Origin of the sequence: Caballeronia sp. LZ062 (genome assembly GCF_031450785.1) — a bacterium.
Classification (GTDB): Bacteria; Pseudomonadota; Gammaproteobacteria; order Burkholderiales; family Burkholderiaceae; genus Caballeronia.
Window position 1 is genome coordinate 2,002,957 of the sequence record NZ_JARTWB010000002.1, and the last position, 24,151, is coordinate 2,027,107.

Annotated in this window: 17 protein-coding genes; 4 read left to right on the plus strand and 13 right to left on the minus strand. The window is 64.7% G+C overall.

Annotated features, from left to right (window positions below; translation table 11 throughout):
• Positions 1–250: 250 nt before the first annotated feature.
• Entirely contained in the window at positions 251–1,642 is a 1,392-nt protein-coding gene (locus P9239_RS15410; RefSeq protein ID WP_309752337.1) for a nucleobase:cation symporter-2 family protein, read from the plus strand.
• A gap of 319 nt (positions 1,643–1,961) precedes the next feature.
• Here the strand turns inward: P9239_RS15410 and P9239_RS15415 are convergent, their stop codons facing one another.
• From P9239_RS15415 to P9239_RS15435, 5 genes are all read right to left on the minus strand, one after another.
• The gene (locus tag P9239_RS15415) at positions 1,962–3,257 is read right to left on the minus strand and encodes an MFS transporter (protein WP_309752340.1); all 1,296 of its coding nucleotides are present in this window, start codon (positions 3,255–3,257) and stop codon (positions 1,962–1,964) included.
• A gap of 30 nt (positions 3,258–3,287) precedes the next feature.
• Positions 3,288–4,121: an NAD(P)-dependent oxidoreductase gene (locus tag P9239_RS15420; RefSeq protein WP_309752341.1), complete on the minus strand. Its 834-nt coding sequence runs from the start codon at positions 4,119–4,121 to the stop codon at positions 3,288–3,290.
• Between the two features lie 540 nt (positions 4,122–4,661).
• Positions 4,662–6,188 carry an efflux transporter outer membrane subunit gene (locus tag P9239_RS15425; protein WP_309752343.1) on the minus strand — a complete coding sequence of 509 codons (1,527 nt, stop codon included), beginning with the start codon at positions 6,186–6,188 and terminating at the stop codon, positions 4,662–4,664.
• Position 6,189: 1 nt separating this feature from the next.
• Positions 6,190–9,390: an efflux RND transporter permease subunit gene (locus tag P9239_RS15430; protein WP_309752345.1), complete on the minus strand. Its 3,201-nt coding sequence runs from the start codon at positions 9,388–9,390 to the stop codon at positions 6,190–6,192.
• Positions 9,391–9,407: 17 nt separating this feature from the next.
• Positions 9,408–10,640 carry an efflux RND transporter periplasmic adaptor subunit gene (locus P9239_RS15435; RefSeq protein ID WP_309752347.1) on the minus strand — a complete coding sequence of 411 codons (1,233 nt, stop codon included), beginning with the start codon at positions 10,638–10,640 and terminating at the stop codon, positions 9,408–9,410.
• A 392-nt stretch (positions 10,641–11,032) separates the two neighbouring features.
• Between P9239_RS15435 and P9239_RS15440 the strand changes: the two genes are divergently transcribed.
• Positions 11,033–11,677, plus strand: a complete 645-nt coding sequence (locus P9239_RS15440; protein ID WP_309752349.1) for a TetR family transcriptional regulator — start codon at positions 11,033–11,035, stop codon at positions 11,675–11,677.
• 9 nt (positions 11,678–11,686) lie between these two features.
• Here P9239_RS15440 and P9239_RS15445 read toward each other — a convergent pair whose 3' ends face one another.
• The 8 genes from P9239_RS15445 to P9239_RS15480 all read right to left on the minus strand — a co-directional run bounded on the left by P9239_RS15445 (position 11,687) and on the right by P9239_RS15480 (position 20,895).
• Complete coding sequence (locus tag P9239_RS15445) at positions 11,687–12,301, minus strand: cysteine hydrolase family protein (protein WP_309752351.1); 615 nt, start codon at positions 12,299–12,301, stop codon at positions 11,687–11,689.
• A gap of 58 nt (positions 12,302–12,359) precedes the next feature.
• Positions 12,360–13,166 carry an SRPBCC domain-containing protein gene (locus P9239_RS15450; protein WP_309752353.1) on the minus strand — a complete coding sequence of 269 codons (807 nt, stop codon included), beginning with the start codon at positions 13,164–13,166 and terminating at the stop codon, positions 12,360–12,362.
• 77 nt (positions 13,167–13,243) lie between these two features.
• Entirely contained in the window at positions 13,244–13,618 is a 375-nt protein-coding gene (locus P9239_RS15455; protein ID WP_309752355.1) for a DUF427 domain-containing protein, read from the minus strand.
• 153 nt (positions 13,619–13,771) lie between these two features.
• The gene (locus P9239_RS15460) at positions 13,772–14,272 is read right to left on the minus strand and encodes a carboxypeptidase regulatory-like domain-containing protein (RefSeq protein ID WP_309752357.1); all 501 of its coding nucleotides are present in this window, start codon (positions 14,270–14,272) and stop codon (positions 13,772–13,774) included.
• Positions 14,273–14,402: 130 nt separating this feature from the next.
• Positions 14,403–15,905, minus strand: a complete 1,503-nt coding sequence (locus P9239_RS15465) for a DegQ family serine endoprotease (RefSeq protein ID WP_309752358.1) — start codon at positions 15,903–15,905, stop codon at positions 14,403–14,405.
• Positions 15,906–16,093: 188 nt separating this feature from the next.
• Entirely contained in the window at positions 16,094–18,631 is a 2,538-nt protein-coding gene (locus tag P9239_RS15470; protein ID WP_309752359.1) for a YadA-like family protein, read from the minus strand.
• Positions 18,632–18,931: 300 nt separating this feature from the next.
• Positions 18,932–20,233, minus strand: a complete 1,302-nt coding sequence (locus P9239_RS15475) for an ATP-binding protein (RefSeq protein WP_309752361.1) — start codon at positions 20,231–20,233, stop codon at positions 18,932–18,934.
• Entirely contained in the window at positions 20,233–20,895 is a 663-nt protein-coding gene (locus P9239_RS15480; protein ID WP_309752363.1) for a response regulator, read from the minus strand. Before P9239_RS15480 ends, P9239_RS15475 begins: the two co-directional genes overlap by 1 nt.
• Positions 20,896–21,104: 209 nt before the next feature.
• Between P9239_RS15480 and dacB the strand changes: the two genes are divergently transcribed.
• Together dacB and P9239_RS15490 are read left to right on the plus strand one after the other, a co-directional pair.
• Complete coding sequence (dacB, locus tag P9239_RS15485) at positions 21,105–22,709, plus strand: D-alanyl-D-alanine carboxypeptidase/D-alanyl-D-alanine-endopeptidase (protein ID WP_309752366.1); 1,605 nt, start codon at positions 21,105–21,107, stop codon at positions 22,707–22,709.
• A 295-nt stretch (positions 22,710–23,004) separates the two neighbouring features.
• Positions 23,005–24,108 carry an SGNH/GDSL hydrolase family protein gene (locus P9239_RS15490; protein WP_309752369.1) on the plus strand — a complete coding sequence of 368 codons (1,104 nt, stop codon included), beginning with the start codon at positions 23,005–23,007 and terminating at the stop codon, positions 24,106–24,108.
• The last annotated feature ends 43 nt before the right edge of the window (positions 24,109–24,151 follow it).

Sequence of the window (24,151 nt, forward strand, 5' to 3'; positions counted from 1 at the left end):
CTATACGCGCGCCGTGATGAACATCATAACGACGCGCCCCTTCAGGCGGCCTTGCATCAGCCGACAAGAAACCCTCGCGATGCGTCAACTCCCTTGCAGCAAGGACTTTCGCGCGATGTCGCCCCGCGCCGCGCGCCGTTTCCATATCGCCCCGCGAACGCGACGTATAGCGCCGCGTGGTCTTGTTCGCGCTTTTTGACGCACTTACCTTGGAGGCCATTCAAATGGAAAGGCAATCAAGGAGACACACATGGCATCGAGCACGAGCCACCAGAAGGTTCATCCGTGCGACGAACGGCTGCCGACCGGCCAGTTGCTGACGCTCGGCATACAGCATGTCCTCGTGATGTACGCGGGCGCCGTGGCGGTGCCGCTGATTCTCGGCGCGGCCATGCATCTGTCGAAGGATCAGGTCGCGTTCCTCATCAGCGCGGACCTATTCTCATGCGGCGTAGCCACGCTGATCCAGACGCTCGGGCTGTGGATCTTCGGCATCCGGCTGCCGGTCATCATGGGCTGCACGTTCGCGGCGGTCGGACCGATGGTCGCCATCGGCACGAATCCGTCGCTCGGCATTCTCGATGTGTTCGGCGCGACCATCGCGGCGGGCGTCATCGGCATCTTTCTCGCGCCGATGATCGGCAAGCTGCTGCGCTTCTTTCCGCCGGTCGTGGTCGGCACGGTGATCGCCGTGATCGGTCTCTCGCTGATGGGCGTGGGCATCAACTGGGCGGCGGGCGGCGTCGGCAATCCCGACTACGGCAATCCGGTGTTTCTGCTGCTGTCGCTCGTCGTGCTCTCGCTGATTCTGCTCATCAACAAGTTCGCGCGCGGTTTCATCGCGAATATCTCGGTGCTGCTCGGCATTGTCGCGGGCTTCGTGATTGCCGCGATGCTCGGGCGCGTCAACATGGATGGCGTCGCCCATGCGCCGTGGGTCGGCATCGTGCTGCCGTTCCACTTCGGCATGCCGCATTTCGATGCGCTCTCCGTCGCGACGATGGTCATCGTCATGTTCGTGACGTTCATCGAATCGACGGGGATGTTCCTCGCGGTCGGCGATCTCGTCGAGCGCCCGGTCGATCAGAAGGCGCTCGTGCGCGGCCTGCGCGTGGATGGTCTAGGCACGCTGATCGGCGGCGTGTTCAACTCGTTTCCGCATACGTCGTTTTCGCAGAATGTCGGCTTGATCGGCGTGACAGGCGTGAAGAGCCGCTTCGTCTGCGCGACGGGCGGCGTGATTCTCGTCGTGCTCGGCCTCTTTCCGAAGATGGCGCAAGTGGTCGCCTCGGTGCCGCCGTTCGTGCTCGGCGGCGCGGGCATCGTGATGTTCGGCATGGTCGCGGCGAACGGCATCAAGGTGCTGTCGAAAGTCGACTTCGTGAAGAATCACCACAACCTGTTCATCGTCGCGGTGAGCGTCGGCCTCGGTCTCGTGCCGGTGGTCGCGCCGAAGTTTTTCTCGCAACTGCCGCACGCGCTGGAGCCGATTCTTCACAGCGGCATTTTGTTGGCGTCGGTGTCGGCGGTGGTGCTGAATATCGTGTTCAACGGCGTGCGTAAGGAACGCGATGCGCGCTGCGAGATCCGGCGGGCCGGGCATGATTTCGATGGCGCGGCGCACGCGTCGGAAGCGCAGTGATGGGTTGAGGGAGGGCTTGGGGGTTTGATGGGTTGGCGCCGCGGTGGGAATCGCGGCGCTTTTTTGTTCAGGCAAGCGCGAGCACGATGGACGGAGCACTTCGTGGAAGTGAGACAAAGGCTCCAATCCGCCTCATACCGGCCGCTCGGCGCCTTCCTGGCAGAACGGCTCTTAGCGAAGTACCAGCGTCTTTCGGTATTTCGCCAACGTCGCCGTGTTCAATGTCCGCTCAGACTGTGTTCGCCCTCCTTCGTTGCCTCGCCAGCCGAGGAACGACGTGAGTGCGTTCCCCAGCACCGGCGCTGCGACGCTCGGTGACCTACTTCGCCGTTGCCTGCGCGACCGCCCAACCCTGCGCAGGCGCTTTGTCCGCACGCCGCGCCAGCAGGCACACCACGCCGGCGGCGATGATGTCGAAGACGGCCAGCACCACGAACAACGGGCTGTAGCCAATCTGCGTCACGAGCACTCCGAAGAGCGCCGTGAACGCCGCTGCGCCGAGATAGCCTGCCATGCCACCCATGCCCGTGGCCGTCGCAACTTCGTTCTTGCCGAACATGTCGGACGTGATCGCGTAGAGCGCACCGGACAACGTCTGGTGAGCGAAGCCGCCGACGCACAGAAGTGCGATCGCCGCATACGGACTCGCCACCAGCCCAACGCATGCCGGTCCGATCATGCACAGCGCGCCGACCACGAACACCATCTTGCGCGACGTGAACAACGAGACCTTCGCGTACTTGTGGAACAGCGGGCTGAGATAACCGCCGAGCACACAGCCGATATCGGCGGCAAGAAACGGCATCCACGCGAACATGGCCACTTCTTTGAGATTCATGTGGCGTTCGGTCATCATGTACAGCGGAATCCACGCATTGAAAGTCTGCCAGGCAGGCTCCGAGAGAATGCGCGGAATACCGATCGCCCAAAAGTCACGGCTGCCCAGCATCGACAGCCAGCCACGCCGGGCACTGGCGCCCGCATCGCTGTGCATGGACTCTTGCCCGCTCAGGATGTAGTCCCGCTCTGCGTCGCCCAGCAGTTTCTGCTTGCGCGGATGCATGTAGAGCGCCATCCACAGCACGCACCACACGACGCCTGCGACGCCGACCAGAATGAACGCCAGTCGCCAGTCTCCGTGCAACAACGCCCAGACGACGAGCGGCGGTGCCAGTAACGCGCCGATCGACGAGCCGATGTTGAACCAGCCGATAGCCACCGACCGTTCCTTCGCCGGAAACCACTCGCTTGTCGCCTTGACGCCGGCGGGAATACCGGCCGCTTCGGCTACACCAAGCAGGCCGCGAAAGAACGCAAGGCTACGCCAGCCCGTAGACCACGCCGCGGCCGCGCATGCCAGCGACCATGCGAGCGCGAAGGCCGCGAAGCCGATCTTCGTGCCGACCGTGTCGAGCAGGAAGCCCGCTACGGGCTGCATGAACGCATAGCAGAGCTGCCACGCGACGACGACGTGCGCGTATTGCTCCGTCGTCATGCCGAGGTTCTTCATCATGCTCGGCGCGGCCACGGATAGTGTGTTGCGTGCCAGATAGTTGATGATGAGCCCGGCTGCGACCAGGCTGACCATCCACCAGCGAATACCTTTGACTTTCATGCTACGTCTCCTCGTGACTCTTTCTATGCTTCAGGCGCGTTTCGGCGCCGTGATCGTCGCGTCGTCGGTAGCGTCGTCGCGCGAATAATCGATGCCGACAAAGCTGCCGCCCTGGAACCGCTGACCCAGCGCGTCGAGCGGGTTCGGACGCGCGAGAATTTCGTCGGCGTAGTCCTCGGCGTTTTGTTCTGGCCGGTACCCGAGACGCGCGGCGCCACTGTTGTCCCACCAACTGCGAGAATTCGCGGAAACGCCCCAGACGGTCAGGAAGCCGACGTCTTCCGTTTCGATACAGCGATCGAGGAAATGCAGCAAATCGCGATGGCCGAACCAGGTGCTGAGATGGCGCGGCTCCGTTGGGCGTTCGAGACAACTGCCGATGCGCACACAAATGCTCTCGATACCGTGCTTGTCCCAATACATCCTTGCCAAGGATTCGCCCCACACCTTGCTAAGCCCATAGAACCCGTCCGGACGCAGTTCACAGTCGAGCGCGAGGCGCTCGGTGACCGGGTACATGCCGATCGCATGATTCGAGCTCGCGAATACGATGCGCTTCACTCCCTGCCGCCGTGCGCCTTCGTAGACTTCGACGAGGCCGCGCAGATTGTTTTCGATGATCTCCGGCAGCGGACGCTCGACGCTCGTTCCGGCAAAGTGAATCAAGACATCCACGCCGTTGAGCAGCCGGTCGACCACTGCGGGATCCCGCAGATCGCCGTGCATGACGTCCTCCCCTTCGATGAGAGGCGTCAGCGGCTTCGAACCCGCCGCCGAACGCACGGGTGTGCCGCGCGCAATAAAAGCCGCCCGGACGACGGAGCCGAGTTGGCCGCCGGCACCGCTGAGCGCGATTGTCTTCATAGAAATGTTCCCTTGACGTTGCGCGCGAAACCCGGCGCCCCGAACAAGGCGGTCTGCGGCAGCGAAAACGTTGTACGATGACGTACTATGTCATGCGCGCTAGTTAGCTGCCAAGCACGTGTAAACCCTTGCTTTTCGCGTATGTTTCACGATCGAAAGCGGTTGGAAAGCGTTTTCCAAGCGTCGGCATCGTACGATGACATACTCTTCACTATGCGGCGTCATCGGGTCGATGACTTAGGGAATCGCCTCGGCTGATACCGCGTATCTTTAGCCGCATTCAAAATCGCCTCGGCGAAATGACTCGGCCATCACTTGAGGCTTTCTTGCCCCGTTTGGCTCTATGGCGCTGGTTCGCGCCGGACGGTAGGGCTAGGAGTGCTCGATCCCACTCCGAACGGTGAACGGTCGAATGCGTGTTTGCGGAGCTGAGCCGGCCCTCGGAACGTCGGCGCGTCGCGAGCCGCCGCCCCGGAGACGTGCGAAGAACAAAAAAAACCCGGCGCGATGGCCGGGCTTGGATACGGTTCGTTGATTGAATCAGCCGGCTACCGCTGCCGACGCCGCCTGCGGCGTGCTCGCCGCCCCAACATCTGCAGGCGCTGCGGGCGCGTCGGCCGGGCGCGGCTGGTCGCCGGTATGCTCGATCCACCCGCCGCCCAGCGCCTGATACAGGTTCACCAGATTGGCGAGCCGCTCCGTGCGCACGGTGATCAGCGTCTGCTGCACCGAGTACAGGTCCTGCTGCGCGGTCAGCACGTTAAGGTAGCTGTCGACGCCCTGGTTGTACCGCATCGTCGACAAATCCAGGCGGCGCTGCTCCGCCGCCGTGTCGCGTTCGAGCGCCTGGATCTGCTGATCGTAGGTGCCGCGCGCGGCGAGCCCATCGGCGACATCGCGGAAAGCGGACTGAATCGCCTTCTCGTATGCCGCAATCTGGATGTTCTTCTGGATGTTCGCCAGATCCAGATTCGCCAGATTCTGGCCGCCCTGGAAGATCGGCAGCGTGATCGTCGGCGCGAAGCTCCATGCGGCCGAGCCGGGCTTGAAGAGCCCGCCGAGCGTCGGACTGAGCGTGCCGAAACTGCCCGTGAGCGAAATGCTCGGGAAGAACGCCGCCCGCGCCGCGCCGATGTTCGCGTTCGCGGCCAGCAGATTCTGCTCGGCTTCCATGATGTCCGGACGACGCGTGAGCAGATCCGACGGCAAGCCGGCGGGAATGTCCGTGAGCAGATCCTGTTCGTTGAGCGGCATGCCGGCCGGCAGGTCCTCCGGAATCGGCTCGCCGATCAGCAACGCGAGCGCGTTCACCGCCTGCGCCCGCGCGCGCTGTTGCGCCTGCAGGTTCGCCGCCGCCGTTTCGACCGCCGTCTGCGACTGAGATAAATCCAGCTCCGACGCGGTGCCGTTGTCGAATTGCAGCTTGACGATGTTGTAGGACGCCTGCGTGGTCTTGAGCGTCTGCTGCGTGACCTGCAATAGGTCGTCCGCCTGCAGCACTTGCAGATACTGCGAGGCCACTTGCGAGATGAGCGAAATCTCGAACGCCTTGCGGGCGTATGCAGTGGAGAAGTACTGCGCGAGCGCCTGATCCTTGAGGCTCTGCACGCGCCCGAACAGGTCGATCTCCCACGACGCGTTCAGGCCCACGGAATACGAGTTCGAGATGGTCTGACCGAACAACGACAGATCACGCGGCGTGCGCTGCTTCGACTGCCCGGCCTGCGCCGCGACGGACGGGAACAGCTCCGAGCGCACGATGCGGTACTGCGCCTGCGCCGCCTGAATGTTGAGCACCGACGTGCGCAAGTCGCGGTTGTTCTTAAGCGCGATGTCGATGAGCCGCTGAAGCCGCGCATCCACGAAGAAATCGCGCCAGCCGATCTCCGCCCCGGCGACGCCGTTCGCACTGCGCGCGCCGGCATCGGCCGCGCCCGGCTGCGTGGCGTACACGCCGCCGGTCGGGAACGTCGACGAGACCGGCGCCGCGGGACGCTCGTACTTCGGGGCCATCGAGCAGCCCGCCAGCACGGCGACGGCCGCTGCAATCAAGGAAAGTCTACGCATTTCAATGTCCTTCGTTGGAGCCGCCGCCATCGCGCGGACGGTGCTCATCGGGATGATGCTGCTCGTAGTGCTCGAGCGCCGTCTCCGGATTTTCCTTCTCGCCGCTGAACTGCGCGCGGATCACGACGAAGAACATCGGGACCATGAAGATCGCGAGGAAGGTCGCGGTCAACATGCCGCCGATCACGCCGGTACCGATCGCGTGCTGGCTCGCGGAACCCGCGCCGTTGCTGATCGCAAGCGGCATCACGCCGAGAATGAACGCGAGCGAGGTCATCAGAATCGGGCGCAAGCGCAGCCGCGCTGCTTCCATCGCCGCTTCGATCGGGCCCATCTTCTCCGACATCTGCAATTCGCGGGCGAATTCCACGATCAGAATTGCGTTCTTCGCCGACAAACCGACCGTGGTCAAGAGACCCACCTGGAAGAACACGTCGTTTTCCAGACCGCGCAACGTGACGGCGAGCAGCGCGCCGATCACGCCGAGCGGCACGACCATGATGACCGAGAACGGAATCGACCAGCTTTCATACAGCGCCGCGAGACACAGGAACACGACGAGAATCGAGATGCCGTACAGAATCGGCGCCTGCGAACCCGACTGAATTTCCTGATACGACAGCCCGGTCCATTCGTAGCCGATGCCCGCCGGCAGCTTCGCCGCGATGGCTTCCATCGCCTGCATCGCCTGGCCGGTGGATTTGCCGGGGCCAGCCGCGCCCTGGATTTCGACCGACGAGATACCGTTGTAGCGTTCCAGCTTCGGCGAGCCGTACGTCCAGTCGCCGGTGGCGAACGCGGAGAACGGCACCATCCCGCCCGATCCGTTGCGCACGTACCAGTCGTTCATGTTCTCCGGCGTCATGCGGAACGGCGCGTCGGCTTGCAGGTACACCTTCTTGATCCGGCTGTCCGTATCGAGGAAGTTGTTCACGTACTGCGAAGCCCACGCGATCGAGAACGTCTGGTCGATCGACGCCGCCGTCACGCCGAGCGCGAGCGCCTTCTCACGGTCGATATTCACCTTGAACTGCGGCGTATCGTTCAGGCCGTTCGGGCGCACCTGCGCGAGCGTCGGGTCCTTCGCGGCCATGCCGAGCAGCTGATTGCGCGCGGCCATCAGCGCGTCGTGGCCCACGCCTGCGCGATCCTGCAGTTCGAAGTCGAAGCCCGCGGCCGTGCCGAGTTCAGGAATGGACGGCGGATTGACCGGGAACACCACCGCGTTCTTGTAGCCCGCGAAGCGCCCGAACAAGCGGCCCACCAGCGCCTGCACCTTCTGGTCGCCCTTCTGGCGCTGCGCGTAGTCCTTCATGCGCACGAACACGAGACCCGCGTTCTGACCGCGGCCCGCGAAGCTGAAGCCGTTGACCGTGAACGTCGATTCGACGATGGACGCTTCCTGATTCAGCAGATAGTCGGAGACGTCCTTCAGCGCGCGCGCCGTGGTTTCCTGCGTCGAACCGGCCGGCGTCTGCACGAGCACGAACATCGTGCCCTGGTCTTCGTCGGGAAGGAACGACTTCGGCAGCTTCACGAACAGGAAGCCGACCGCGACGATCACGACCAGATAGATGACGAGCCAGCGCCCGGAGCGCCGGATCACGTGATAAACGCCCGAATGGTACTTGTCGCGGCTCTTGTCGAACGTGCGGTTGAACCAGCCGAAGAAGCCCTTCTTCGCTTCGTGATGACCTTGCGGAATCGGCTTAAGGATGGTCGCGCACAGCGCCGGCGTGAGAATCAGCGCGGTCAGCACGGAGAGCACCATCGCCGAGACGATCGTGAGCGAGAACTGTCGATAGATCGCGCCCACCGAGCCGCCCGACAACGCCACCGGCACGAACACCGCCGACAGCACGAGCGCGACGCCCACCAGCGCGCCGGTGATCTGGCCCATTGCCTTGCGCGTTGCGTCGCGTGGCGATAAGCCCTCCTCCGCCATCACGCGCTCGACGTTTTCCACGACCACGATTGCATCGTCCACCAGCAAGCCGATCGCGAGTACTAGACCGAACATCGATAGCGTATTGATGGAAAAGCCCACCGCCGCCATGATCGCGAACGTGCCGAGCAACACGACCGGCACCGCGATGGTCGGAATCAGCGTGGCCCGCAAGTTCTGCAGGAACAGATACATCACGAGGAACACCAGCACGATGCCTTCGATCAGCGTCTTGACCACGTCCTCGATGGACAGCCGCACGAACGGCGTGGTGTCGTACGGATACTTGACGACGAGCCCGTTCGGGAAGTACTTCGACAGTTCGTCGATCTTCTGGCGCACGGCCTTCGCCGTGGCGAGCGCGTTCGCGCCCGTCGCGAGCTGAATGCCGAAGCCCGCCGCCGGCTGGCCGCTGTACTTGGTGTCGAAGTTGTAGTTTTCGCCGCCGAGTTCGATGCGCGCGACGTCCTTCAGGCGCACTTGCGAGCCGTCCTGATTCACCTTCAGCAGCACGTTGCCGAACTGTTCGGGCGTGGTGAGCAGCGTCGCTTCGGTGATGGTCGCCTGCAGCAACTGCCCGGGCACCGACGGCGTGCCGCCGAGCGAACCGCCCGCGACCTGCACGTTCTGCGCGGTGAGCGCCGCCTGCACGTCCACCGGCGTGAGGCCGAAGTTGTTCAGCTTGTCCGCGTTAAGCCAGATACGCATGGCGTACTGCGAGCCGAAGAGCGTCACCGTGCCCACGCCGTCCAGACGGCTGACCGGATCCTGGATGTGCGACGCCACGTAGTTCGCGAGGTCGTACTTGCTCATGCTGCCGTCCTGCGAGACGAACGCCAGCACGAGCAGGAAGCTGTTGCTCGACTTCGTGACCTTCGTGCCCAGCTGCTGCACGATCTGCGGCAGAAGCGGCGTTGCGAGCTGCAGCTTATTCTGCACCTGAACCTGCGCGATGTCCGGGTTCGTGCCCGGCGCGAACGTCAGCGTGATGGTCGCGGTGCCGGAGTCATCGGAGGTGGAGGACAGATACAGCAGGTGGTCGAGACCGCTCATCTGCTGCTCGATCACCTGCGTGACGGTGTTTTCGACCGTCTTCGCCGATGCGCCCGGATACGTCGCGCTGATCTGGACGGCCGGCGGCGCGATGGTCGGGTACTGCGCGACCGGCAGCGTGAAGATGGACGCGATACCCGCGAGCATCAAAACGATGGCGATCACCCACGCGAAAATCGGGCGATCGATAAAGAACTTTGCCATGAGGCGGGCTCCTGGTTTTACGCGCCCGACGCAGCAGACGCGGGCTGCGCGGACGAGGCGGGCTGCGCGGCCTGCGCATCGCTCGCCTGCGACGCTCCGGCTGCGGGCGCTGCGGGCAGTTGCGCGGGCACGGTCTTGACTTCCATGCCCGGACGCACCTTGTCGACGCCCTGCACGATCACGCGATCGCCGGCGGCAAGGCCGCTATCGACCACCCAGTTCTGACCGTAGGTGCCGGACGTCACGAGCTGGCGCAGCGCGACCTTGTTGTCGGCTCCGACGACGAGCGCCGTCGGCGTGCCCTTCTGGTCGTGCGTGATGCCGATCTGCGGCACGACGATGGCGCTCGGATTCACGCCTTCCTCGATGCGCGCCCGCACGAACATGCCGGGCAAGAGCACGCGGTCCTTGTTCTCGAAGATTGCACGGACCGTGACGGAGCCGGTGGTCGGATCGACGGTCACGTCGGTGAACTGCAGCTTGCCCTTTTCCGCATAGACGCGGCCGTCTTCGAGCACGAGCGAGACTTTCGCAGCGTTCGGGCCGCTCGTCGTGAGACGGCCTTGCTGAATCTGGCGGCGCAGCTTGAGACCGTCGAGGCTCGATTGCGTGAGGTCGACGTACATCGGGTCGAGCTGCTGGACGGTCGCCATCAGCGTGGCCTGGCTCGCCTGCACGTAAGCGCCCGGCGTGACCTGCGAGATGCCGACCTGGCCCGTCACGGGCGCCACGACATCCGTGTAGCCGAGGTTGATCGCCGCGGTATCCACCGCTGCCTTGCCGGCGGCCACGTCGGCGGCGGCCTGGCCTTGCGAGGCGACCGCGTTGTCGTAGTCCTGCTTGCTGACTGCGTTCGCCGCGACCAGCACCTTGTAGCGATTCGCCTGCGCGGTCGTCGTTGCGAGATTCGCCTGCGCCTTAGCGAGCGACGCCTTCGCGTTGTTCAACTGCGCGATGTAGGGCGCCGGATCGATCTTGTAGAGCCGCTGGCCCGCCTTGACGATGCTGCCTTCCGTGAATTCCCGGCGCTGGACGACGCCGTCCACGCGCGCCCGCACCTGCGCGACGAGATACGCGCTCGTGCGGCCCGGCAGTTCGGTCGTGACCGGCACGCTGCTCGGCTGGATCGTCACGACGCCGACTTCGGGCGTCTGCGGCGGCGGCGCCGATTGTTTTTGTCCGCACGCCGCCAGCAGGATGGCAGCCGTCGCGGCACTGACGAGGTGAAACGGAACCCTTTCGAAGCGCATGGAGCGACCTCTGTTCGTGACTGATAGCGAAAAAAACACGCGCACCTTCCGCTCGGCGCCTCAGGGACGAGACGCACTTCTCTCCGGAACGCGATGCGCACATTAGCGAGCGCACGGCGCGCCTTAGAAGACGGCGGCGCAATGCGCGAATCTGAACAACGATGGTGACGTCAGTGACTAGCCGACAAATGCTCGTGCCTTGACGTCGTGTGGGCTGGTATTATAAATACATTCACGAATGGATGTAAAAATAAGATCGCCCGAAGATTACGGCCGTAACGAGAGATTCCGCCGCCGACCTTCGACAAAAAGCGTACAACCTTTCAGTTACCACATTCACACCCCCGCATCGCGAGAACATCTGCGCGCGGAAAGCCGTCAGTTCCCAGGATATGGTCAGACGAACCAAGGAAGAAGCGCAGGAGACGCGCAACCGCATTCTCGACGCCGCCGAGCGCGTTTTTTATGAAAAAGGCGTCTCGCGCACGTCGCTCGCGGACATCGCGCAGGCGGCAGGCGTGACGCGCGGCGCGATCTACTGGCATTTCGCTAACAAGGGCGACCTGTTCAACGCCATGTTCGAACGCAGCCTGCTCCCGCTCGACGAACTCGTCGAAGCCACGCTCGACGGCAAGGAGCCGGACCCGCTCGCGCGCGTCCGCGAAATTTTCATCTGGTGCATGCGCAACATCACCGAGGACGAGAAGCGCCGGCGCGTCTTCGACATCCTGTTTCTGAAGTGCGAGTTCGTCGAGGAAATGGGGCCGGTGCGCGAGCGCCAGCAAAACAACATGCGCGACGGCATGGAGCGCATCGCGCGGGCGCTGCGCAACGCCATCGACAAGGCGCAGCTCCCGGCGGCGCTCGACGTGCGCCGCGCTACCACGCTCTTGCACGCGCTTTTCACGGGCATCCTGCACGATTCGCTGATGATGCCCGATAGCGTCGATCCCGCCAAAGACGCCGAAGCGCTCATCGACGCCTGCTTCGACGCGCTGCGCGCCAGTCCCGCTCTGCTCACGACCGAACGCGTCTGAACGGTCCGCTCAACGCGCACGCGCCCGCTGGTTCGACGCGTAGATGCTATCGCGCGGCGGCGCCTCGCCGGTTTCGAGCGCCGCGATCCATTCGTCCGTGGTCAGGACCGCAGCGAAGCGCGACTGCATGACGACCGTGAACACGCGGTGAATCTCTTCGGCGCTCGCCCGCCCCGCGCGATTCTCGTAGGGCACGGCGCCGGTGGCATCGGTGAGGAACTCCACGGACAGCCCCGCATGCACCGCGTGCCGCACCGTGGAGTCGTCGCAATTGTGTGTCATGTAGCCGGCGACCACGATGGTGTCGATGTCGTGCGCGTTCAGCCAGTCGCCCAGATCGGTGCCGGCAAACGCGCTCGGCAGCGCCTTCTCGACGTAGTGCGCGCGAGGCCGCGCCGCCACCGACTCGTGCAACTCCGCCATTTTCGAGCCGCGCGCAAAGATCGGCGCGGTCGCGGGCGCGAAGTTCTGCACGACGACAATCGGCACGCCGTGCGCGTCCGCCGCGTCCATCGCGCGCGTGATATTGGCGAGCGACACGTTCACATCGGGAAATTCGATCGGCAGATTGCCGTTGACATACTCGTTCTGCACGTCGATGACGATCAGGGCGCGGCGCGGCATGGTGGGTCCTTGCGGAAAACGTCGAAGATGGACCCAGCACTCTAGCGCCGATCGCCTTTCAGTGCAGACTTCCGCGCTCCGCGAAGAACGCGAACAGCGCGACGAGCGCGAGCATGACCGCCCACGCCCAGCCGGGCAGGCCGAACGGATGAGGATCGTGCTCGTGATGGCGTTCTCGATGCGCGAACGGATGCCCGCCCAGCCGATGCCGCAGCACGCCGGTGGGCGCGGCATCGCCGGGTGCGCCGTGAACCGCGCGCGCAGTCGCTCCCGCGCGCCGGGAGAACGCCGCCGACATCGCGCCGGGGCGGAGGAAAACATGACGGCGCGGATGGTCGCCCGCCGCGCGCAGCGACGGCAGCCCGTGCTTCGCGCGCACGACTTCGCAGAATTCCGCGAAGAAGTCGTCGGCGCCCTCGCGCAACGCGTTCTCGATCTGGCGCGTCGGCAGGCCCGCGAGCGGTCCTGAAACCGTCGCCCAGACGGTGTATTCGATCCACGTCGACGCGCTGTCTTCGCCGTCGCCGCCGCGGTTGAGCGCGACCGCGATCTGTCCGCGCAGCGAACCGACGCCCTCGCCGCGCTCCTTGAAGCTGAGCGTGCGCGCGTAGGCGCGGTCGTCTTCGTCCTGGGAATCGTCCTGCAAATGGTCCTGCCGCGTGCGCCCGGCCGCGTGTGCCCGCACGTCGTAACGGGCGCGCAGCGCGCCCAGCGGCACGATCAAGGTGAGCGCGTACTCGCCCGCCGGCGTGCGCGTGAAGGATTCGCAATTGTCGAGACTCGCGCGCAGCAACGCGAGATCGCCGAGCGCGTCCTCGACATGTGCCGGATCGAGCGGCACGCGCAACGCTTCGGTGACTTCCATCCGAGCCTCCGGGACAAGAAACGCGTCTTGGCTGCTTTATCGCACGCCGAAAAGAATGCGTCTGTTGGCCGGACCGCCTAAGCCGTCTCGTCGATACGATCGACGCGCGACGGATAAAACGCCAGATAGCCCTTGATCTGCAGAGCGGCGTCGAACGGGCTTTCGTAGCTCCACGCGGCGTTTTCCACGGGACCGTCTTCGGTCAGCAGATGGTAGTGCGTGGCCTCGCCCTTGAACGGGCAGTGAGAAGTGTGTGTGGAGCGTTCGAGCCGCGCCATGTTGACATCCGCGCGCGGGAAATAGTGAACGTTCTCGTGCCCCGTTTCGATGAGCGTCATGGACGCATGGGTGTCCGCAAACGTGACGCCCTGATGGATCACGCGGCAGCGCCGGCTGTTCGGCTTGATCTCGATGCGGCGCGCCTCTTGTCCGTGATTCAGGTCCGTGCTCATCGTGGAGTCCTCCGCGCTGCGGTCGAGAGAATCGCAAGACGCGGCGGCGCCTCGCTCACAAAAAAGCCACGAGCCGGGAGCGACTCGTGGCTTCATTATGAGACAAGTTTTTACCGCAAGACAGAGGCGGCGTTCGATTCACGGATCACCGCGTCATTGAATAGTCCAATGGAAAGCGGCCTTCGCCTTGCCCGGCCCGGACACGTTGACGGACTGCTTCTTTTCCTGATCCTTGTACTTGGCGTACACGGTGTAGCTGCCCGGCGGCAGCTTGACGAGCATGTACGGTCCCATCGATTCGGTGTTCAGCACTTCGCCACCCATTCCGCCGACGATGCGCACGGTCACGCCCGAAAGATAATCCGCGGTCGGTCCCGTGAAGCGCAACGACAGCGGCCAGTGCGCCTGTTCGCGCAACAGTGCGCGCGATTCGTCGAGACCGACGCCGCCCGACGTGTACGAGACGTCGCCTTGTTGCTGAACTTGCGGCAGGCCGCCGCCGTTGGCATTGCCGGCGCTGCCGGTATCGCTCGTGCCGGCGCTGGCCGGATTGGCCGCGTCGGCAGGCTGCTGCGCCCAAGCGCCGCTCGCGAGTGGCGCGGTCAATGCCGTCGCCAATAGCATCGCCGCTAATTTGCCCGTTTTGCTCTTCATCTTCTTGGCTCCTTTTTTCCGATGCCGCCGCGCCACGGCGCGCCAGCGTCACGCCCGATGCGCGGTGACACGCGATGGGGCCCCGGCGTGGCAAACAGCATCCTCCGTGCCCGCATCGCGCGTCGCTGCATCAGCCGAGATCGACCGGCACGAAGATCTGCGCATCGTCGCGCTGGATCAGAAGCGCGATGCTGTCGCCGGCGTGCGAGATCATCGACTTGAGCTGCTGCACGCTCGTGACCGGCTGGCCGTTTACCGCGAGGATCACGTCGCCGGGCTGGATGCCCGCGCTCGCCGCCGCGCCGCTCGCCTGCTGAACGACGAGCCCGCGCGAAAGCGAGGCCTGCTGTTTCTCGTCGGGCGTGAGCGGCCGCACCGCGACGCCGAGACGCGCATCCTGCGACCCGCCGCCCTGATCGCCGTTGGCATCGGTGCTCGCGGTTTTCGCGTCCTTCAGCGCGCCGACGGTCACGGTGAGATCCTTCGAGCCCTTGTCGCGCCACACCTGCACCTTCGCGGAACTGCCCGGCGACAAGCCGGCAACCTGCGACGGCAGCGACGTCGAATCCGTCACCGGCACGCCATTGAGCGCGGTGATCACGTCGCCCGGCTGCAGGCCGGCCTTGGCTGCGGGTCCGCCCGGCTCGACCGAACTCACGAGCGCGCCCTGCGGCGACTTCATGCCGAAGGAATTGGCGAGCGTCTGGTTCATCGCCTGAACGGTGACGCCCAGGCGGCCGCGATCCACGTGACCGGTCTTGATGAGCGCGTCTTTGACCTTGATGGCTTCGTTGATCGGGATGGCGAACGACAAGCCCTGGAAGCCGCCCGTCTGCGAGTAGATCATCGAATTGATGCCGATGACTTCGCCTTGCAGATTGAAGAGCGGTCCGCCCGAGTTGCCGGGATTCACCGGCACGTCGGTCTGGATGAACGGCGTGTAGTTTTCGTTCGGCAAGGCGCGCGACTTCGCGCTGATGATGCCTGAGGTCACGGTGTTATCGAACCCATACGGCGAGCCGATCGCCACGACCCACTGCCCGACCTTGCTGCCGTTCGGATCGCCGATCTTGACCGTCGGCAGGTTCTTGGCGTCGATCTTCAGCACGGCGACGTCCGACTGCTTGTCCGAGCCGATCACCTTCGCGCGATACTCGCGCTTGTCCGTGAGCTTGACGGTGACGACGTTCGCGTTATCGACGACGTGCGCGTTCGTCAAGATGTAGCCGTCGCTGCTCACGATGAAGCCCGAACCGAGCCCTTCGCTCGGACGGTCCGCGCCGGGGCCGTTATCGCCGCCGCCGAAGCCCGGCATGCCGCCGAAGCGCTTGAAGAACTGGTAGAACGGATCGTCCGGGTCCATCGGCACCTGGTTCTGGCTGCGGCGAGCGGACGTCTGCTTGACGAGATGCTTCGCGCTGATGTTCACCACAGCCGGCCCGTACGTTTCGACGAGCCCGGAAAAGTCGGGCACGCCCGTTTTGGCGGCGGCTTCGGCCGGCATCATCGCGGCTTGCGCGGGGGCAATGACCTGCGGCGCGGGAATGTTGTTGTGACCGGCGACATAGCCCGCCGACAAGGCAACGGCGACGGCGGCTGCGACGGCGCTGCGGGTGAGGATCTTCGCTTTCATCGTTGTACTCCTGACGGATTGCAATGCGCTTTGACAAGCTTGCGCAATGGGATGAACGAAGATTACGGCGCGTGGCTTAAATGTCTCTTAAACGGTGAAAGCCCGGCCACACGCGGCGACGCGCCATAAAAAACGGGCGGCTACCCTTCCGGATAGCCGCCCGTACTACTGCTTGAGTGCGGTCGAGCTTAGAACTCGTAGCCGACCTGACCGCGCACACCGGTATCGCCGTGCGGCGTGATCGATGCAGCGGCGTTCACGAGCCAGCGGCTGTCGCGCGAGCGATACGTCGCACCGAGGCCCATTGCCGTGTAACCCTTGTAGTTGCCGACGCCTGCCGCGACCACCGTCTTGCCCGGCTGGCTCGGCGTGAGGTTCGGCATGGCCATCGCCGCCGCGACGCCTGCGAACGCCTGGCGCGCCGTGGCGTTGACGCTGTTCTGAACCGCGTTCAACTGGTTCATGTTAGCTGCGTCCGTGCCGTTGACACCCGGTGCGACGTTGGTCAGGCGACGTTCGTTACCGGCCGAACCGATGGACACCGTGTTGTCTTCATCGGCGACGGAACCGCTGCCGATTGCGACCGAGTTGTTGCCCGTTGCCTTCGAACCGTTGCCCATCGCAGTCGAATTCGCACCCGATGCGACGGCCGGCGAGTCGGTGTTCTGCGATGCGAACGCCGAGCTGGCAGCCGCGACATTGTTGATCTGCTGCGTGAGGCTCGCGACGTTCTGATTCGTGGCGTAGAGCTGCGAACCGTTGACCGCGTCGAGGCTGTCGGCGGAGAGCGTGCCGGCGGCGACGCCCGTCACCGTACGCGCGCCTTGCGTGCCCGTCATGTCGACGACCGTGCCGTCGTTGTCCTTGGCGACCGTGATGTTGCGCGTGGTCGCGTCCTGCTTCACCAGACCGACGTTGCCGCTCGAAATCTGCTGATTGATGTTGCTGATATCGGTCGTGTTCTTCGCGATGTCGACCGTGTTCTGCGCGACATTGGTGTTCAGGTTGGCGATGTCCGCGGTGTTCTTGGCGATGTCGGCGCTGTTCTGAGCGATGTTCGCGGTGTTCTGCGTGACGGTCGTGCTGAGGCTGGCGATATCGGCCGTGTTTTGCGCCACGTTCTGATTGGTCGCATAGAGTTGCGAGCCGTTCACGGCATCGGTGCTCGTCGCGTTCAACTGCGCAGCCGTCACGCCCGTCACCGTGCGCGTGCCGCCGGTGCCCGTCATGTCGACCACGGTGCCGTCGGTGTTCTTGGCGACGGTGATGACACGCGTCGTCGGGTCTTGCTGCACCAGGCCCATCGCGCCGTTATTGAACTGGTTGACGATGTTGTTGATGTCGGACGTGTTCTTGGCAATATCGGTCGTGTTTTGCGCAACGGCCTGATTCGTGGCGTAGAGCTGCGAGCCGTTGACCGCGTCGGTGCTGGTCGCGTTCAACTGCGCAGCGGTTACGCCCGTCACCGTGCGCGTGCCTGCCGTGCCCGTCATGTCTACGGTCGTGCCGTCCGTGTTCTTCGCGACCGTGATGTTGCGCGTCGTCGCGTCCTGCTGCACCAGACCGATCGTGCCGTTGTTGATCTGGGTGGACATGTTGGCAATATCAGTCGTGTTCTGCGCAACGTTTTGATTCGTTGCATAGAGTTGCGAGCCGTTGACCGCGTCGGTGCTGGTCGCGTTCAACTGCGCAGCGGTTACGCCCGTCACCGTGCGCGTGCCTGCCGTGCCCGTCATGTCCACGGTCGTGCCGTCCGTGTTCTTCGCGACCGTGATGTTGCGCGTCGTCGCGTCCTGCTGCACCAGACCGATCGTGCCGTTGTTGATCTGGGTGGACATGTTGGCAATATCAGTCGTGTTCTGCGCAACGTTCTGATTCGTTGCATAGAGCTGCGAGCCGTTGACCGCGTCGGTGCTCGTCGCGTTCAACTGACCCGCCGTCACGCCCGTCACCGTGCGCGTGCCTGCCGTGCCCGTCATGTCGACGGTCGTGCCGTCCGTGTTCTTCGCGACGGTAATGTTGCGCGTCGTCGCGTCCTGCTGCACCAGACCGATCGTACCGTTGTTGATCTGGGTCGACATGTTGGCAATATCGGTCGTGTTTTGCGCAACGGCCGTGTTCAGCTTGCCGAGTGCGTTGTCAACCGTCTGGAACGCCGATCCGACGTTGTTCGCGGCACCGGTGGTGCCATTGATCGAGTTGGCGTTGGTCAGCGCGTAGCTCGGAGCGGAAACAGAACCGTCGGCGTTCGCCGAGGCGCCGCCGCCCAGCGCCGAGGCGGTCGAGCTCGCGAGCCCGAACAGTTGCGAACCGTTGACGGCGTCGAGGCTCGTGCTTGACACCTCACCAGCCGCAAGTCCGCTCAGCAACACGTTCGAGCCCGAGGCCGTCGCGGTCATCACGTTGCTCGCCATGGAGCCGCTGCTATTCAGATAAAACGCCGCCTTGCCTGACGTCAAGGCCAGCGCGGAGTGACCGGCCGGACTGCCGTTGTCCAGAATTGCGTACGGTCCGCTCAGACCGGTAACCCAGCTAGTGCAGTTACTGCCGTTCGCAGCGGTATTCGAACCATAGTTATACGTACCGTTTGCGTCGCTCAGACACATGACGCTTGCAGAGGCGGGGCCCGCATAGGCCAGCACGGCGGCAACGGCGCTCGCGCCGATCACGATTCCGCGGTTCGACTTCGGTTTATCGTTGCAAATTGCTTCAATGATTTTCGTCATAAACATGCATGCCGGGAAAGCCAACACCGGCGGATTCTCGATGGGTTAGGAAACACCACAGATTCGTAATGCAAACGAAGGAGGCTGAAACAAGAAACAACGAAGAGTGTTTCGACTGTCAGAAAGCCGTCGTTGATGGGAAAGTAATCGAACGCTTCTTTGCGGAAATCAACAATCTATGGATGCAGGCATCGTATTCAGATGCGCACGTGCTTCAAAGCAGACACTTCCGAAAAGATATAGACGGACTTCGAAATTGCGGACGACGGGCAATGCAGCCCGGCGGACGCGCGGGAGGCGTCAGCAAACGATTCGAACGAGCAAACCGCCAGCCGGCGATTCTGCAAGAGCGATGGAAAAACCGTGGCGGTCGGCGATGCGCCGGACGATGGCGAGTCCCAATCCGCTGCCCGCCACGTCGGTGCGCTCCCTGTCCGCGTTTTGCCCCACGCGATAGAAGCGGCCGAAGACGCGCTCGCGCTCGGCTGCCGGAATGCCCGGTCCCGTGTCGGCGATCTCCACGACCGGATGTCCTTCTTGTACTTTTATTGAGACATCCACGCGCCCACCGACCGGCGTGTACTTGGTGGCGTTGTCGATGAGATTGTTGAACATGACGCGCAGCGCGTCTGCGTCGCCTTTGACGGTCGCAGGCTCGCTTCTCTCGATGCCGAGATCGACGCCCCGGTCCTGCGCGACGAGCACATAACCGCGCACGCACTCGCCGAGCAGCGCGCACAGATCGACAGGCGCCCGCGCGACCTGCGTGTCCGGCTCCGACCGCGCGAGCGCGAGCAACTGCTCCGCGAGCCGCGTCGCACGCGCGATGCCCTCGTTCAAATCGGTGAGCGCCTCGCGGCGCGCGGCGTCGTCGTCGGCGCGCGCGACGAGCTGCGCCTGAATCTTCACGGCGGCGAGCGGCGTGCGCAGTTCATGCGCGGCATCGGCGACGAAGGCTTTTTGCGTGTCGAGCGCCGTGGAAAGCCGCGCGAGCAGCGCGTTCAGCGCGCGCACGAGCGGCCGCACTTCCTGCGGCAGACGCTGGTCCGACAGCGGGTCCAGCGCCTCGGGATGCCGCGAATCGAGCGCGCGCGTCACGCGTTGCAGCGGCGCGAGTCCGCGCCCGACGATCACCCAGATCGCGAGCCCGAGCAACGGCAACAACAGCACGAGCGGCCATAGCGTGCGCCATGCAACGCCTGCCGCCACGCGGTTTCTGATCGAAAGCGGCTGCGCGAGCTGTACGACGTTATCGCCGACGATCGCGCTATACACGCGCCATTCGCCGCGCGGCGTCGTCTCGGTGGAAAAGCCCAGTTCGGCATGCGGCGCGAGCGGCACGCGCGGATGCGAGTAGTACATCAGCACGCCGTTGCGGTTCCAGATCTGGATGACGACGCCTTCGTCCGTCTCGCTGCGGGAACTCAGCACCGACGAAAACGGCTCCGAAGGCAGCGCCGCCGCGATCTGCTGCAGCTGGTAATCGAAGAGTTCGTTGGCTTCGGCGAGCGCCTGCCGGTAGATGAGCCATCCGGCGAAGCCCACGCCCACGATCACGAGCGCGAGCAGCCAGACGAGAAGCTGGCGGCGAATCGACCGCATCAGGCGTCCTTCGCGACCATGTAGCCGAGGCCGCGCACGTTGCGAATGAGATCGGCGCCGAGCTTCTTGCGCAGCGAGTGGATGTACACCTCGACGGTGTTGCTGCCGATCTCTTCGCCCCAGCCGTAGATCTTCTCTTCGAGCTGGCTCTTCGAAAGCACCGCGCCGGGGCGCGCCATCAACGCTTCGAGGAGCGCGAACTCGCGCGCCGAGAGCGCAACGGGCGAACCGGCGAGCGTCACCTGATGACCGACCGGATCGAGCGTCAGATTGCCATGGCGCACGAGCGATTCGCCCCGGCCCGCGTGACGGCGGATCAGCGCGCGCATCCGGGCGCCGAGTTCGTCGAGATCGAACGGCTTGACGAGATAATCGTCCGCGCCGGCGTCGAGGCCCTTCACGCGATCCGCAATGGCGTCGCGCGCCGTGACGATCAGCACCGGCAGCGCGTTCGCGCGGGCGCGCAGTGTCTTGAGCACGTCGAGGCCGTCGCGCTTCGGCAGGCCAAGATCGAGCAGCATGAGATCGTAGGCTTCGCCGGCGACGGCCGTGAGCGCCGCCTCGCCGTCCTGCACCCAATCGACCGCGAAACCGTCCGCGCGCAGCGCCTTGCGCACGCCCTCGGCGATCATCCGGTCATCTTCGACTAGCAGGATTCGCATGGTGAGTCTGGAAGATTTGTGTCCGGCTCATTTTAGCCGCGCGGCTCGGCCGCAGGCTTAAACCGGACTTAACCCAAGCCGGGCGCGCCGCCCCGCCCGCCGCGTACGATTTCCGCAAGCCAGCTTGTCTACAATAGCCGCTTCGCCCGCGCCGGCCCGGCCCAACCCGCGCGGGGCAGTCAGAACTCACACCAAGAACGCACGCCCGTATGCCGCTCTTCTCCCCGATTCCCGGTTCACTTTCCGCGCGTCTGTCGACGCTCGCATTCGCGGCGGCGCTTGGCTGCGCCGCACTGTCTCACGCACCCGAAGCCCACGCGCGCGGCGGCACCCGATCCGACTCGCAAAAGCACGCGCCCGAGCGCGCGGCGCGCGGGGCCATTGGCGCGAAGAAAACCGCGAAGGCGGAGAGAATCGCACGCGTTGCGCCGGCCGGTCCGCTGCCCGCCTCGGTGATGAGCGCGCTGGCACGCGCGCACGTGCCGCTTTCGTCGATGAGCGTGCTCGTGCAGCGCATCGGCGCGCCGGAGCCGATCGTCGCGATCAATGCCGACCGGCCGATGCTCCCGGCCTCGACGATGAAGCTCGTCACCACTTACGCGGGGCTGTCGCTTCTCGGACCGGATTACCGCTGGAAGACGACCGCGTATGCCGACGGCGACGTCGACCCGCAAGGCGTGCTGCACGGCAACCTGTACATTCAGGGCACGGGCGACCCGAAGCTCGTGCCGGAGGAACTAATCGATCTCGTGGATCAGATTCGCAAGAGCGGCATCACGGGCATCGACGGCGCGCTCGTGCTCGACAAGCGCTACTTCGACGCCTCCACGCGCGATCTTCCCGCCTTCGACAGCGACGAAGCCGCGCCGTACAACGTCGGCCCGGACCCGCTTCTCTATGCGTTCAAGTCGCTGTCGTTCACGCTGACGCCGAACCCCGACGGGCAAGTATCCATCGACGTGCTGCCGCAACTCGCGCAGCTTCAGATCGACAACGAATTGCGCGTCACGCGCGGCGCGTGCGCGGGAACGCTGCCGGCGGCCTCGCCGAGCGTCGCGCAAACGCAGGGCGGCTTCGTGCAGGCGTCGTTCATCGGCGACTATCCGCTGCGTTGCGGCTCGCGCACGATCAACGTCGCGGCGCTCGATCACTCGACGTTCTTCGCAGGCGGCTTTCTCGCGCTCTGGAAGCAGGCGGGCGGCACGTTCCAGGGCGCGACGCGCGAAGGCCCGACGCCTTCCGGCGCGCGGCTCGTCGGCACGCATCGCAGCCCGGTGCTGTCGGAAATCGTGCGTGACATCAACAAGTTCAGCAACAACGTGATGGCCCGCAACCTGTTCCTGACCATCGGCGCGGCGCAGTCCAAGCCGCCCGCGACCACCGCCAAATCCACGCAGGCCATCCAGACGTTTCTGCGCCGCAACGCGCTGCCGATGAACGGCCTGTCGCTCGACAACGGCTCGGGGCTCTCGCGCGACGAAGCGATCTCCGCGACATCGCTCGCCGACGTGTTGCAGGCCGCGAATGCGAGTCCGGTCGCGCAGGTCTTCGTCGAATCGCTGCCGATTGCCGGCGTGGACGGCACCATGCGCAACCGCCTGACGAACGCGGGCGCAGGCGGCAACGCGCACATCAAGACCGGCACGCTGCGCGACGTGCGCGCGATTGCAGGCTACGTCGGCGCGGCGAACGGCGAGAGCTACGTGGTGGTGAGCTTCATCAACGATCCGCGCGCCGAAGCCGCACGCGCCGCGCACGATGCGCTCCTCGAATGGGTCTACGAAGGCGCGCGCAAGCCGGGCATCGAAGACTGAGCGCGGTCCGCGGAAGGCACGACATCGGGCGAGCGGCAATCCTGCAAAACCCGCGTTATTCGCGAACGGTCGTGCGCGAGAGCCGAAGATTTCTTCTAGGAAGTCACGCCCGCCGGGGCTTGCGCCGCGTGTACGCTGTCGGGACGGCGCGTGTCGCCCGTTGCGCGGCGGCTCGGACCGCCGGCCGTATCGCTCGACATCCGCCTGCTTTGCGGCACAATGAGATGCGGCAGTGACGCGGCCACGAGCGCCGTGCGAAACAAATAGAAAACACCGAAGAACGGAGACGAGGTCCATGAAGAAGCAACTCTCGATGCGCGCCGTGGTGCGCACTACCCGCATCGCCGCCGCGAGCGCGGCATTCGCCCTGCTCGCCGCGTGCGGCGGTGGCGGCGACGACAACAACTCGACGCCTGCGGGCGGCGTCAAGCTCCAGGTCGTGTCGTTCGGCGACAGCCTCTCGGATGTCGGCACGTATTCGCCTGTCGCAGCGGCGAACTTCGGCGGCGGGCGATTCACGACGAATCCCGGCGAAGTGTGGGTGCAGAACGTCGCGAAGTATTACGGCGACACGCTCACGCCCGCGATGAGCGGCGGCTTCGGCACGCCGCCGGCCAATCTGACGGGCCTGGGCTACGCGCAGGGCGGATCGCGCGTGACGAACCCCATCGGCGTCGGCCATCAGAGCACGGACCCCGCGAACTATGCGGGCGCGCTGACGGTGCCGGTCGCGCAGCAGGTGACGAACTATCTGTCGTCGCACGGCAGCTTCAATGCGAATCAGCTCGTGATCGTCAACGGCGGCGCGAACGACATTCTTTATAACCTGACCGCCGTTCAGGCCGGCCAGATGACGACCGCGCAGGCACAAGCCGCGATCGGTCAGGCGGCGCTCGATCTCGCGGGCATCGTCGGCAAGATCGTGCAAAGCGGCGCGACGCATGTGCTGGTGTCGGACATTCCGGATATCGGCGCCACGCCGCAAGGCATGATGAGCAACGCGACGACGCGCGCGCTGCTTACGCAGGCATCGCTAGGGTTCAATCAGGCGCTCGCCGCCGCGCTGACGCAGACCGGACTGATGTCGAAGGTCATCTATCTCGACATCGTTCCGACGCTCGCCACTATCACGGCGAACTTCGGACAGTACGGGTTCACGGTGTCGAACACGGGCACGGCCTGTAATCTGCAGGCGATGGCCGCGGCGGCGCAGAAGTTCGGCGAGCCGAACCCGCAAGCGTTCGCCACGTCGCTATTCTGCTCGCCGCAGACGTTGACCGTGGCCGGCGCGGATCAGACGTACATGTACGCGGATACGGTGCATCCGACGACGCATCTGCACGCGCTCTATGCGCAGCTCGCGGAGCAGACGGTCGCCAAGTCGGGCTTAGGAAAGTAGGTTCCCGTTCGACGCGCCGTTATCAAGCCGCCCAGCTTTCGGC

Bases quoted from the DNA above. Each gene is read 5' to 3' on its own strand.
- P9239_RS15410 (WP_309752337.1), top strand. From the start codon at position 251: ATGGCATCGAGCACGAGCCACCAGAAGGTTCATCCGTGCGACGAACGG.
- P9239_RS15415 (WP_309752340.1), bottom strand. From the start codon at position 3,257: ATGAAAGTCAAAGGTATTCGCTGGTGGATGGTCAGCCTGGTCGCAGCC.
- P9239_RS15420 (WP_309752341.1), bottom strand. From the start codon at position 4,121: ATGAAGACAATCGCGCTCAGCGGTGCCGGCGGCCAACTCGGCTCCGTC.
- P9239_RS15425 (WP_309752343.1), bottom strand. From the start codon at position 6,188: ATGCGTAGACTTTCCTTGATTGCAGCGGCCGTCGCCGTGCTGGCGGGC.
- P9239_RS15430 (WP_309752345.1), bottom strand. From the start codon at position 9,390: ATGGCAAAGTTCTTTATCGATCGCCCGATTTTCGCGTGGGTGATCGCC.
- P9239_RS15435 (WP_309752347.1), bottom strand. From the start codon at position 10,640: ATGCGCTTCGAAAGGGTTCCGTTTCACCTCGTCAGTGCCGCGACGGCT.
- P9239_RS15440 (WP_309752349.1), top strand. From the start codon at position 11,033: ATGGTCAGACGAACCAAGGAAGAAGCGCAGGAGACGCGCAACCGCATT.
- P9239_RS15445 (WP_309752351.1), bottom strand. From the start codon at position 12,301: ATGCCGCGCCGCGCCCTGATCGTCATCGACGTGCAGAACGAGTATGTC.
- P9239_RS15450 (WP_309752353.1), bottom strand. From the start codon at position 13,166: ATGGAAGTCACCGAAGCGTTGCGCGTGCCGCTCGATCCGGCACATGTC.
- P9239_RS15455 (WP_309752355.1), bottom strand. From the start codon at position 13,618: ATGAGCACGGACCTGAATCACGGACAAGAGGCGCGCCGCATCGAGATC.
- P9239_RS15460 (WP_309752357.1), bottom strand. From the start codon at position 14,272: ATGAAGAGCAAAACGGGCAAATTAGCGGCGATGCTATTGGCGACGGCA.
- P9239_RS15465 (WP_309752358.1), bottom strand. From the start codon at position 15,905: ATGAAAGCGAAGATCCTCACCCGCAGCGCCGTCGCAGCCGCCGTCGCC.
- P9239_RS15470 (WP_309752359.1), bottom strand. From the start codon at position 18,631: ATGACGAAAATCATTGAAGCAATTTGCAACGATAAACCGAAGTCGAAC.
- P9239_RS15475 (WP_309752361.1), bottom strand. From the start codon at position 20,233: ATGCGGTCGATTCGCCGCCAGCTTCTCGTCTGGCTGCTCGCGCTCGTG.
- P9239_RS15480 (WP_309752363.1), bottom strand. From the start codon at position 20,895: ATGCGAATCCTGCTAGTCGAAGATGACCGGATGATCGCCGAGGGCGTG.
- dacB (WP_309752366.1), top strand. From the start codon at position 21,105: ATGCCGCTCTTCTCCCCGATTCCCGGTTCACTTTCCGCGCGTCTGTCG.
- P9239_RS15490 (WP_309752369.1), top strand. From the start codon at position 23,005: ATGAAGAAGCAACTCTCGATGCGCGCCGTGGTGCGCACTACCCGCATC.